Source organism: Paenisporosarcina sp. TG-14 (assembly GCF_000297555.1).
Lineage (GTDB): Bacteria > Bacillota > Bacilli > Bacillales_A > Planococcaceae > Paenisporosarcina > Paenisporosarcina antarctica.
Genome location: NZ_AMGD01000057.1, coordinates 1 through 12472 on the forward strand (window position 1 = coordinate 1; position 12472 = coordinate 12472).

The window sequence follows — 12472 nt, forward strand, 5'->3', positions numbered from 1 at the left end:
CCGCCTGAAACGGAAATCAACAATACTAATGAATCAATTTTTATGTCCAAAACACCTGAAACACTGGATTTATGGAACTAAATTTATATGCTTTCATATATTGTAAAAAAAGCCTCGACATTAAACTCGTCGAGGCTCCTTTTTATTATTCAATTACACTAACTGATACTTTCACATCTAATTTATGGCTGCCACCACGGTAGACCCCTTGTACTGGGCTAACATCCCCGTAATCACGCCCCACTCCTAAGCGAATATGATTTTCTAACGCTTCCACATTATTTGTAGGGTCAAGTCCTACCCAACCTATCCCAGGAACCATCACTTCAACCCATGCATGGCTCGCTGAATCTCCAATTAATGCGGAATTTTCTCCGACATACAAGTAGCCGCTGACATATCTTGACGGGATATGTTTAGTTCGAAGTATCCCTAACATAACGTGAGAGATATCTTGGCATACACCCTTGTTCAAATTAAATGAATCTTTTGCCTTCGTTGATACATCTGTAGAAGATCCATCATAGGTAAAACGCTTATGCAAATAACTCATTACATCTATAGAATATTGAACAGGATTGTACATTTCTCCAATTTCCGAGTCTACTTGAAGCATTTGTTCGGGTGTTAAATATGTGTATGCGGTATTGCTTAAATACGCTAAATAATGGCTTTTGAATAAAGATGAATGAAAAATGGCATACATTTCTGGAGAAAAATTAATACGATGAATCCATGGACTCTTTTGAATACTTACAACAGATGTTGCCTTTACTTCTAAATGCTTATGATGATCCGCTATAAAGAATGATTCAACACTATTCCCCCAAATATCCACATGTCCCTTCGTGAGAGCTACAGGTGTAATATCTGTTCGGAAAGACAACAAACGCTGACACTCATCTGTACGTGGCGTTAACCTTATGGAGTTCATGCTTTGATCAACCCATGTGTCGTAATCGAAAACATTTGTATGTTCGATTTTGTATTTCATGGATGAAGAAATTAAAGATTTCGGTGGTTCTTGAACTGTTGGCAACTGTGTTTGTTCTTGCTGAGTTTCTGGCTCAGTTAAATAATATGTCTTAGAGAATATTTTCCCAATATCATTACATTGATTTTGGAATCGATTTAAAAAAGCTAACATATCATCTGAATTTAATTTATGAATAGACATTTCATCAAAATTTTTCTTTAAATTCTCAAGTGCATAATATAACTCGAAAGAATAATGTGCAATTTTAGCATTTTCCAAGTTGTCAACGGCCGCTCGCACATGGTTAATATTATAGTGAATCGATCTTGGGAATGATTCATCCGTAATTAGAAAAGTTAAGATGGTTTTCGGATCCATTTTAGGGCGGTTTACTTTTAAAAATGCTTCATAACCATTTAACATACGAAGAGCAGATAACCATGCATAGTAATCTTCACCTTTATACTTCAATTGCGTTTCGCGTGTTTGTTCACATACAACATTTAAAATGCGTGCTGTTTTTTCTGCCCGCTCTAACCATTTACCTATTTTAATCATGCGGTAAGAAACTCCACGCGACATACCAGACTCAATGATCCCTTGAGCAATCAATGTTGTCATTTTCACTTTCTGTAAAAATGCTCGTAAGTGTTGAATAGTAAAATGCTCTCTTTCTGCATGGAGGGTAAAATGGTATAAATCATTCCATATTTCAAAAAGTTCATTCGGCAAATGATCCCGACTAATTCGCACATTTTCTCGAGCTACACGCACGCAATTGAAGACAGAATTTAGATTGTCAGAATGAAAAGCTAAGTAGTGTAAATAGTCTTGATCTTGAACATTCGGATTGTTTTCTAGCGCTTCTAGTTCCTCTTCTGTCGAACAAATTCCAAACAAAAGTTGCCATTGTTTTTCGTCTAGCATTTCTTCGCTCGAAGTTTCAACCATTTGAGTTAAATGAACGTCTAGAATACGTGCATTCAATTCAGTACGTTCGATATTACGCGACATCCAATAAAGTGAATCTGCTACACGACTTAACATTAAGTTATACCCCCTGACTTCATAACCCACGTATCTTTACCGCCCCCGCCTTGTGAAGAATTGACGACTAGGGACCCTTTTTTTAGTGCCACACGGGATAAACCGCCTGGGAATACATGCGTTTCTTTTCCTCTGATCACAAATACACGTAGATCAACGTGACAAGGATAGAATTCTTCTCCTTGATACGCTGGTGCTCTTGATAACTTGATTGTTGGTTGGGCAATATATTGATGAGGTGTTTCAAGAATTTTACCTCGGAATTTTTCGATTTCTTCCACGCTTGCATGAGGTCCTATAAGCATGTCATACCCCCCAGAGGCACCTACGTTTTTAACTACTAATTCATGTAAACGTTCAAGTACCCAGTCCCGCTGAATAGGATCTTCTAAACGATATGTTTTGACGTTTTCAATAATCGGTTCTTCATTCAAGTAATAGCGAATCATATCTGGCACATATACATACATCGCTTTATCATCAGCTACTCCATTTCCAATACCATTTAAAATTGCCACATTGCCTTGACGATACGCACCCAATAACCCCACCACACCTAGATTTGAATCTTCACGGAAAGCTAATGGGTCTAAAAAATCATCATCTATTCGGCGATAAATGACATCTACTTTTTCAAGTCCTCGAATCGTCTTCATATAAACAATATCATTTGTGACGATTAAGTCTCGACCTTCAACTAGTTGAAGACCCATCTGTTGCGCTAAAAATACATGATCATAGTAAGCGGAATTATATATACCTGGAGTTAATAAAACGGCGTTAGGATTTTCCACTCCTTCTGGGGCATGGTCCATAATCGCTTCATGTAAATACGTCACTTGATGTTCTAAAGTATGGACAGAATGTTTCGCGAAAAATTCTGGGTAAACCTGGCGCATTACGTAGCGATTTTGGTAGACATACGAGATACCTGAAGGATTGCGTAAATTGTCCTCTAGCACTAAATATTTTCCGTTTTCATCACGAATTAAATCAATTCCAGCAAGAAAAATATGATTATTTAACGGAATAGTAACGCCTTGTATTTGTTTGGCATAGTAATAAGGATTATCTTCTACTAAATCTCTTGGTATGATACCATCTTTAATAATTTTCTGATCGTGGTACACATCCTGTAAAAAACAATTTAATGCTTCAGAACGTTGTACCATCCCTTTTTCTATCGTTTCCCATTCGTCTGAAGGAATAATGATTGGCACAAAATCAAAAGGCATTGTACGTTCAGCACCTACATTATTATTATATACCGTAAAGGTAATTCCTTGTCTCAAAAAAGATAATTGTGCTCTTTCATGTCTTTCTTTAAGTTCATCAGTAGAAAAATTATGAACCATATCATAAAATTTTTGATAGTGATCCTTGGGTTTTCCACTTGCCTTTATCATTTCATCAAAAAATGGCTTTACTTTGTACATACTAAACATGTGAACACCCCTCTTATCTATGAATTTAGAAAATTATAATAATTCAATTTTATCACACTCTTCTCTATTTGATTACCCTATCTACCGTTAAATCAAGCTTGTGCTCAAATAAATATTATTTTACCTTTTAGTAACATAATATTATTTGAAAGGGTGTGGTGATTCATAATTATGATTAATGAAGAAGTTACTCACTTATTTAAATCTTTGTCCCATCCAATACGAGTAGATACGTTATCATGCTACAAAATGTGTTCAAAGGGTTGGGATGACACGCTTCTTCACTTACAGCAGTATGTGGAAAACGGAGAAACGAATGCCCACGTTCCAAAGACTGGTCTAAAAGGCATTTTATCTCGGTCTGCTTTTAAGTTTTTCTCAAAAAAATATATGAAATAGCAACTTGAAAGAATAAAAATAAAGGGATAAAAAATAGAAAAAGGTTGTTTTACATGCGCTTTTCATCGCATGTAAAACAACCTTTTTTAATTAATAAACAAATTCTTTATCTATATGTGTATGTGCATCCTTCAATAGTTTCTCATTAGGAAAAACTATTGTTACTTTTGTACCTTCCCCGACTTTACTTTGAATCTCAAGTTTGCCCTTCATGCCTTCAACTAAACGGAATACCATCATCATGCCTAGCCCGGTACCCTTTCGACTACTTAGACTAAAGAGAGGTTCACCCAATGTAGATATTTGTTTCTTCGTCATTCCAATCCCAGTATCAGAAATTTCAATGATTGAATTTTCCATAGTGCTAAAAGACTGTATGGTCAGAATCCCTCCAGAATCCATTGCTTCAACGGAATTCGTACATATATGAATAAGACAGCGTTCAATTTTTGCTTTATCGCCATTAATCCAAGCAGACGAAAGATTTGTATTAATTTGTACATTACTTACATTGGTCAAAGGTTCCACGAGATTGAGTACTTTTTGAATTTCATTGACTAAATCAAACCGTTCTAATTTGTTGGAATAAGGTTGCGCAAAAACTTGATAATCTTGAATTATTTTCTCTGCTCTATTCACTTCGGAAATGGCAGCAGATAAAAATTCGATTCTTTTATCTGTTGGCAAACTATCATCTGATAATAATTGCAGCATTCCTTTGCCAGTTGTAATAGGTTGTCTAACCTCATGGCCAAAAGCTGCAGCGAGATGATACAGTCCTTCCATTTTTTCCGCATTGGCTACTATCTTTTGGGTTTCTATAGATGTGTTAAACTTTTCAATTAGGAAAAAGCAAAAGGCGATAAATGCTAAATATACAAGAATAACGCCAAGACCAATAATCAGGGATACTTGATCTGTCGGATTAATGTTTACTGTAGTTGCAATCGAAACGGAAGAGAAAATAGAAATTAATAACGTCCCAATAATCATTTTATTATTTATTTTCCACCTATTAAAATATGGACTTAGTAAAATAATAGTAAGAGTTTGGCTAACGAGAAGAATCATTGAAATTTCAAATTTGTCTTCACCTAGTAGAAATAACAAAGGGGCAGTTACCACGAACAAAATGGAACCGATTGTTGCCCCTCCATATAACCCAGCTATTCCAATAGGGATATGATAAAAATTAATTTGAAATTGATCCTGAAATACTAGAGGAAATGATAAACAAAACATAATCGACATGATTGCAGCTATAGCCAAAGAAGACTTTTGAAAGAGATGCGATTCTTGATTTTTTAAAGTTAAAAATTTCCACATCAAAATAATAATGGTGATTAATGATACGTTTAGAAGGACATCTTTTATCAAAGTATTCATTTTTACACCTAAATTCTTTTGATATTCAATTTTTCTAAGTTGCATTACTCAGACATTAGATACTCTTTCGCATAAATCTTACGGCTTAAATAGACTTCCAACTTAAAATTTTAAGCTCTCAATATTCACTAATTCACTTGTTAATTTTCAATAGGTAACTCAATAATAAAACGACTACCTACACCTAACTCACTAGAAACATGTACCAAACCACCCAACTCTGTGAGGACCTGCTTGACCAAGAATAAACCAATACCAAAACCAGTAGACATAGAGTCTGTGGAAGAGGAGCGATAATACGGGGAGAATATGTAAGCTAATTCCTTGGCCTGAATACCAACACCAGTATCAATTATTTCAATCAGTAATCTCTGCTCATTTCTAAGGCTGTTGATTTGAATGTATCCGCCTTCATTAGTATATTTAACAGCATTTGATAAAATGTTCATCAATACTTGAGTTAGTCTTTTTTTATCAGAGTAAATTAATACTTTTGATTCTTCATTTTGATGAGTAATTTTGATATTCTTCGCGGATGCCTCTATAGATAGAGCTTGAATACAATCTTCAATAAGGTCATTTATATCAATGTATTCAGTTTTAACTCTCAATTTTCCTTTGTTTACTTTAACAAAATCTAATGCATCATTCATAATCATTTCAAGTTGTTTACTTGCATTAGTTATTTTTGATAAATATTTTTGTTGATCCTTCGTTAAACTTTGTTGAGAATTAGACATTAGTATTTGAAGATATCCATTAATAATATTTAAAGGTGTCCTAAACTCGTGACATAATAACAATAATAAATCTGTTTTTTCTGTGTTGGCCAAATCAGAATCTTTTAGTCCTACTAATACTTGATGGTATTTAGTTTCTAATTCCCGATTTTTATCATTTAAATTATTTATCATGAAGTTTGTATTTATTAATCTATCCTTAATCAGGACTAATAAAAAATTCTCAAAAGGTAGTATTTCAATCTCATACTCATTATTTTGATTAGTAATTACTTTTAAAAAAGAAGGCTTTTTATTTTTTTTTACACCTTCTATTTTAATGACTAATTCTAAATACTCTTTTTTAGTAACATTTTTTACAGGTTCTCCTAAAAGTTCATTATCAGAAGAAAATATCCCCAAATTATCTTGATAGACTTTTCTGATACAAAGATCTTGATTTAAGACAATGTATGTAGAGTTTATTGATTGTAATTCCGTTTCAACAATTTGTTTCATTGCTGCCATTTTGTCAGTCACCTCCAATTACAAGAAGTTTGAAATAATTGTTGTTACTAGCTTTTTATTTTAAGTTCAATTTCTTTAATTTTAAGTTTTGATATATGTGCATGCTTATCAAAATTTCTAAAATAAGCCAGGAATGTTTCATTCTGCGGTTTGATATAAATAATATTTTCAAGATTTACGATATTTGATCTATGAGATAAAAAAAAGGATTCATCAAGTAATTCAGAAAGATAACCAATTCTTTCATATGTTTCAAATGTGCCCTCTTTTGTATGAATTAAACATTTTTTTCCTGCTTTTTCAATAAAGAAAATGTCGGAAAATGGAACAAAAAACATAGCTCCTTTAAATTTAAAAGGAAGTTTCTTTTTACTTTTCATGGAACCAATTCTTTGTATACGATTATCAGTTTGAGTCTTTTCTAAAGCCGCATAGAGTCTAGAAAGTTCAACTGGTTTTACAATATAATCAACAGCCCTTATATCAAAAGCTTCTACTGCAAATTCATTGTAACCTGAAACAAATATGACCTTTAAATCCCTTTGAAATTGCAAAACTTTTCTAATCGATTCAATACCATTTAAAATCGGCATTTTAACATCGGTTATGACAATATCTGGTTTAAATATCGCTGTGTTTGAAATCAATTCTTCTCCATTGGAGCATGTAGAAACAACTTCATATTGAGGATGATTATTTATAAAGATCTCTAATATTTCTAATGAATCTTGATGATCGTCTGCAAGCAAGACTTTATATGGTATCACAAACTTCAACCCCAATCTTTTGTGATTACATGTTAGATTTTTTTATTAACGATTAATCTAATTTTCCCATTAACAATAGGTATTATTCGTAACAAAGGATTAATAATATTTTGTTTTTGTCTTATTAATGGGTATTAATCATCACATTATAAATAAATCCTATGCTAACCATACTTTTTTTTCTGTATTTACAAGACTTTTCACATCCAAATTTAATACATTCAAAGTGAAAAACGAAACAATTCGAGATGTTTAGTATATGTTTCATATGAAACTTATACTAAACTGCCAACTCGACATTGAAGTTAGAAGAATGAATATCAAAAATTTCGACTATCTTAATCTATTGAATAGAATTAAAAAGGACTAAACCATTAATGGTTAGTCCTTTTTTATGAAACTTAAGGCATACCAACTTGGTTTCAAATTTGGGGTTGTAATAATTTATAAAAAAGCATAAATCTAGATAAAAAAGTTTCAAATTAGTAATAACAAATATATAAAATTTTAGTCTTTATTTACCATTCGATTTATTGTTTTTAATACTTCTGTAAATCGTAAGTTAACTACTAATTTTTTTTTTTGATTAAAATACATTTCACATACAAATAAAAGACATTTAAAACAAATAAACATACATTTCGATGCACTTTAAACTAGATTTCATATGAACTGCTAAAAAAAAGTGAAAAAAGACCTAAATCTAAGTGTTTAGCCCTTTTTTCCAAATAATCTAGGTATTAACGCCTGTTTTATATTCAAAAATATTACATTATTTTAATATATTACTTTTCATACGTACCAATAATTTTAACTGCCTTTTCTGTTAAACTCGTATCAATTGCTTCGTCAAATTTAAATTTCCCACGAATTGCTCCATTTTTCTTATACAATTCATATTGATCGCGAATATCGCCTATGAACATTTTTCCATTTGGATCAAGTCCTGTTACAAAAACATCTTCCCACACCGCGGCGTCTTTTAAAGACGTGTATTGTGTCATGATGTCGATAATTTCATCCTTATCTTCCCCTTTTTTGAAGGCATCATTATAATCACGAACACCTTTTAAATAGGCCGCCATAAAGCGTAAGGACACATCTTGTTCTTCTTCCATAAATTTCGGCGAGCCAAGAACCAATGCGATTTGTGCTTCAGGAGCGAAATCAGTTGCATCTCCGAAACGCACGTGAATTCCTTCAGCGACACCTTTTGTAATAAGAGGTTCAATTTGTAAGGCCGCATCAATTGAGCCATTTCCTATGGCTGCCATCATGCTGCCAAAGTCAGGCATGAGAACAAATTCAACATCATCTTTCTTAAGACCAGCATGCTTAAGCATTTCATGGAAAATATAATCATCAACAGCATTCTGAGTAGAAATGGCAATTCGTTTTCCTTTTAAATCACTATAGTCTTTAATTTCATCTTGTTTATCTGCGCCAATAACAAACGTAAAATACGATTTGCCTTTTTCATTGTGGCCTTTATCAGCGATAATTTTCACATCGATTCCTTGTGAGATTGCATTAAAAAAAGAAGCCGATGAAATGCCTCCTGCTATATCCACTTCACCTGATGCGAGGGCTGGTAACATATCGTCACTATTTGCAAAAGTGGCAAACTCTATATCAATATTGTAGTCTTCAAAGTAGCCTTTTTCCTTTGCAATATAAAAGCCAGCACCTGACGCGGCACCATCTTCAGAAATAATAACTTTCGTCTTCTTGCTTAAAGGTGCTAAATCACCAGATGGATTATCCTTACTTACCTGATCGTCTACCCTCACCGTTTCTTCTTGTGAACAACCACCTACCATTAAAATCACAATAAAAAATAGCCCTAACCACTTCTTCATCCATACACTCCTTTCAAAATCTTGACCCTTGCACTTCAACTTGTAAATGACTCCAAATTTCCATGAATTTAGAAGTAATTTCAGGATTCGTTCGAATGTCTTCTAGTTTTCTTGGCCTTGGCAAATCTATTATTATTTCTTTTATTATTTTGCCTGGTTGCGCACTCATGAGTAACACACGGTCACTTAAATACAAAGCTTCGTCGATGCTATGCGTGATGAATAACACCGTTTTTTTCGTTTCAGACCAAATTGATAATAGTTCTTCTTGCAAAATGTACTTATTCTGCTCGTCAAGTGCCCCAAACGGTTCATCCATTAACAATATTTCCGGATCGTTCGCAAAAGCTCTCGCAATACTAACGCGTTGAATCATTCCACCAGATAGTTCTTTCGGATACATTTTCGCGAATTTTGTTAGACCTACTTTACTTAAAAAATGACTAGTTCTCTCTTTTACAAGAGATTTTGGTAGGTGCCGCATTGTTAGGCCAAATGCAACATTTTCCTCAACTGTTAGCCAAGGGAGAATACCTCTTTCTTGAAACACCATGGATTGATTAGGACGACTTTTATCACTTTTTTCAATTGTGAATTCACCTGAACTTTGGTTTTCAAGTCCTGCTAATATACGTAGCAGCGTCGTCTTTCCACACCCACTCGGTCCAACAAGACAAACAAATTCTCCATCTTTAATATCAAGTGAGATGTTTTCAAGCGCGCTGACACTATTTTGTTTTTTATAAAATACTTTTGTTAACTGATGAATTGATATTTTGGGGTTCGGGTTCACATAGTCACCTCCACGGTACTAGTTTTCGTTGTAACCCTCGTAAAAATAATGAAAAGATATAACCAAAGAACGAAATAAGAATTAACCCAACAAACATTTCTTTTAATAAAAACGCTCTGTAAGACGTCCAAATCAGGTAGCCAATCCCCGAACTTGCGCCCATCATTTCAGCTGCAACAATTGTAAGCAATGCGATTGCCTGCCCCATTTGTATTCCTTCCAACATGACAGGAAGTGAACCAGGTAAAGCAATTTTCAAGAAGAAGTCTTTCCGACTAGCTCCATAGTTTTTTGCCACATCTAAATAAATGGAATCAATTGAAATTACACCTGCAACTGTATTTATTACTACAGGAAAAAAAACACTTCCAGCTATGGTGACAACTTTTGATACTTCTCCAATTCCAAATATGATGATAATAATCGGTAATAAAGCAATTGTAGGTATTGGCATTAACGCCATAATAATTGGCGAAATAAAGTGGCGAATCGGCGCATACAAACCCATACACAAACCGATAATAATACCAGGAATTACACCTAGTAAAAATCCTACAAAAATTCGAAACAATGAAATATTGATGTGATGGAACAACTCACCGCTTATAATCAAATCTAAAAATGTGGAAGCAATGGCAGTTGGTGGGGGAAAAAACCGAGCATCAATTAGTCCGGTCTGAGATAAAAATTCCCAGATGAGCAAAATACATATTGGCGAGAATATAGTCAGCCAAGTTTTTAAGCGAAGTTGGTTTTGTTGCTTTCTCCATTCTTGTTTTTCCGTTTCTATTGGGTTTTTTATATCCTTCATTTTCACCACCTCTTCTTTCAAATAATATGTGAGTTTTTAACAATGTGTGCCACGAAAAGTGGAGTGGTCCGCGTTAGTCCATCACCTGCGCTGGAAAGGCCGATTCGGAAACTTTGTTTCCAGTTGAGGGCTTGAAGCTTAGGTGTGGACTGGACCACACAGCTAGACATCACGAAAAGCGCAGTGGTCCACACTATTGAGTCACCGGTGTTAGAAAGACTGAAATGATTTATGTCCATTCGTATTGGTTTTACTCCTTTTCGCCAAATATATATTCCTTTCAGCCAATTTTGAACAAAATTAAAGACCCAGAAAATTCTCTGGGCCTTATTTCTTCTAAATCAACTTACGTGTGTCGGTGGATCTTGGCACTGGTTTTTAACATTTGAGTCGATTGCGATTCTTCTGTATTACCGTTCACTTGTGTATTAACTCTTTTAGGCCTCGTCCAGTTATGTTTCAATTCCGAGGATTTTTCATCGAGCGGTTTTTTCTTAGTCATTGCCATTCACCTCTTTATTTAAGATTGAAAAGAAGAAATCGCATTTAGTATGAGTGAAATCCACCGAGCTATTCTCTTCCTTTGGTGAAATCGGGGATTCTTTTTTATTGCATGATTCAATTCTCAATAACTGTATATCGAAAAAAATTCTTTAATTCGTATTATTTTTTCTAACTATTGGCGAACATTTATTTCAATTATTACTATCACATTAAACGTTCTGAAATATCGGTATTTGACGCCAAATTTCTAGTTCCAAAAAATTCTATATTCGCATATGTATTTCGATTTAACGTTATTTTCAACCTTTATTTCAGGGAATTTTAACTACATTTCGCATGTGACTATTTGAAATTACTTAGTCATAAAAATATTTTTTAAAAGCAGCTTAAATAATTTCAATTATAATAATGAGAATTTATTTCCGCTTTCCTTAGCATGTACAAAAGAATATTAATGATTCTTTACTTTCCTTCAATTCTAGCCACAATACATCCTGATTTTACGGCTCAATTGCCAAACAACTTTACTAAGTAATGCATCTTACTCTACTTGTTTATTTATTTGTTGTAGAATTAACGCTTTAATTGCTCGTTCAAAACTCTCATTATTTTCTTTCTGTCTCTTTTTCGGACCTTTCATTCTTCCACCTGCTTGACGGATCTTCTTGGCGATGTGACGACTATGTAAAAGCTGATCTATATTGTCATTGGTGTATTCACGACCATTTTGGTCCATAACAAGACCCCGTTTGGCTAATACCATTGCAGCTAAACCGTAATCTTGTGTGATGACAATATCTCCTGACTTCACTCGATTCACGAGTACAAAATCCACAGCATCCATTCCTTTTGAAACCATTATAGTCTCGGCACCATCTCGTTGCATGTTGTGGGATGTATCGCAAAATAACGTAACAGGTAGTTCATGTTGTTTTGCACATTGAATGGTCAAATCTACAACTGGACAACCGTCTGCATCAACTAAAATATGGATCATTAGTTATTCTCCTTTTTGAGTTAATTTTTTTTATGTTCAGATAAAGTAGAATTATGTATCAAGTTTATACATAGATTGGTTCTTTTAAGTGTATCCCATTAAATTATTATATGCTTCAGAGGTCCTTAGAAAATCATAATTTATTGGATTTGAACACATTTTCTACTGCAAAATATCTTTAATGTAGGTAATATATTCTTATCATTACTTTATTAGTTGGCACACTAGCAGAATTCCTATC

General features: G+C 33.8%; 10 protein-coding genes. All 10 read right to left on the reverse strand.

From position 1 onward, the window contains the following. Positions 1 to 145: 145 nt before the first annotated feature. The gene (locus tag C406_RS0114890; RefSeq protein WP_017381448.1) at positions 146 to 2023 is read right to left on the reverse strand and encodes an alpha-E domain-containing protein; all 1878 of its coding nucleotides are present in this window, start codon (positions 2021 to 2023) and stop codon (positions 146 to 148) included. Beyond that, positions 2023 to 3468 carry a circularly permuted type 2 ATP-grasp protein gene (locus C406_RS0114895; RefSeq protein ID WP_017381449.1) on the reverse strand — a complete coding sequence of 482 codons (1446 nt, stop codon included), beginning with the start codon at positions 3466 to 3468 and terminating at the stop codon, positions 2023 to 2025. The genes C406_RS0114890 and C406_RS0114895 overlap by 1 nt, the downstream gene beginning before the upstream one ends. A 489-nt stretch (positions 3469 to 3957) precedes the next feature. Further along, complete coding sequence (locus C406_RS0114905) at positions 3958 to 5298, reverse strand: sensor histidine kinase (RefSeq protein ID WP_017381451.1); 1341 nt, start codon at positions 5296 to 5298, stop codon at positions 3958 to 3960. Positions 5299 to 5393: 95 nt separating this feature from the next. Further along, complete coding sequence (locus C406_RS0114910) at positions 5394 to 6500, reverse strand: sensor histidine kinase (protein ID WP_017381452.1); 1107 nt, start codon at positions 6498 to 6500, stop codon at positions 5394 to 5396. A 47-nt stretch (positions 6501 to 6547) separates the two neighbouring features. Next, positions 6548 to 7267: a LytR/AlgR family response regulator transcription factor gene (locus C406_RS0114915; protein WP_017381453.1), complete on the reverse strand. Its 720-nt coding sequence runs from the start codon at positions 7265 to 7267 to the stop codon at positions 6548 to 6550. A 785-nt stretch (positions 7268 to 8052) separates the two neighbouring features. Continuing rightward, positions 8053 to 9126 carry an ABC transporter substrate-binding protein gene (locus tag C406_RS0114920; protein WP_017381454.1) on the reverse strand — a complete coding sequence of 358 codons (1074 nt, stop codon included), beginning with the start codon at positions 9124 to 9126 and terminating at the stop codon, positions 8053 to 8055. Positions 9127 to 9139: 13 nt separating this feature from the next. Then, the gene (locus C406_RS0114925; protein WP_017381455.1) at positions 9140 to 9919 is read right to left on the reverse strand and encodes an ABC transporter ATP-binding protein; all 780 of its coding nucleotides are present in this window, start codon (positions 9917 to 9919) and stop codon (positions 9140 to 9142) included. A 4-nt stretch (positions 9920 to 9923) separates the two neighbouring features. Continuing rightward, positions 9924 to 10730 carry an ABC transporter permease gene (locus tag C406_RS0114930; protein ID WP_017381456.1) on the reverse strand — a complete coding sequence of 269 codons (807 nt, stop codon included), beginning with the start codon at positions 10728 to 10730 and terminating at the stop codon, positions 9924 to 9926. Between the two features lie 346 nt (positions 10731 to 11076). Next, a complete protein-coding gene (locus C406_RS20295; protein ID WP_017381457.1) occupies positions 11077 to 11232 on the reverse strand; it encodes a YpzG family protein in 156 nt (51 codons plus the stop codon). A gap of 543 nt (positions 11233 to 11775) precedes the next feature. Then, the gene (locus C406_RS0114940) at positions 11776 to 12231 is read right to left on the reverse strand and encodes a YaiI/YqxD family protein (RefSeq protein WP_017381458.1); all 456 of its coding nucleotides are present in this window, start codon (positions 12229 to 12231) and stop codon (positions 11776 to 11778) included. Between the last annotated feature and the right edge of the window lie 241 nt (positions 12232 to 12472).

Excerpts from the sequence above, each read along its gene's own strand:
- C406_RS0114890 (WP_017381448.1), bottom strand. The coding sequence starts at position 2,023 with ATGTTAAGTCGTGTAGCAGATTCACTTTATTGGATGTCGCGTAATATC.
- C406_RS0114895 (WP_017381449.1), bottom strand. The coding sequence starts at position 3,468 with ATGTTTAGTATGTACAAAGTAAAGCCATTTTTTGATGAAATGATAAAG.
- C406_RS0114905 (WP_017381451.1), bottom strand. The coding sequence starts at position 5,298 with ATGCAACTTAGAAAAATTGAATATCAAAAGAATTTAGGTGTAAAAATG.
- C406_RS0114910 (WP_017381452.1), bottom strand. The coding sequence starts at position 6,500 with ATGGCAGCAATGAAACAAATTGTTGAAACGGAATTACAATCAATAAAC.
- C406_RS0114920 (WP_017381454.1), bottom strand. The coding sequence starts at position 9,126 with ATGAAGAAGTGGTTAGGGCTATTTTTTATTGTGATTTTAATGGTAGGT.
- C406_RS0114930 (WP_017381456.1), bottom strand. The coding sequence starts at position 10,730 with ATGAAGGATATAAAAAACCCAATAGAAACGGAAAAACAAGAATGGAGA.
- C406_RS20295 (WP_017381457.1), bottom strand. The coding sequence starts at position 11,232 with ATGACTAAGAAAAAACCGCTCGATGAAAAATCCTCGGAATTGAAACAT.
- C406_RS0114940 (WP_017381458.1), bottom strand. The coding sequence starts at position 12,231 with ATGATCCATATTTTAGTTGATGCAGACGGTTGTCCAGTTGTAGATTTG.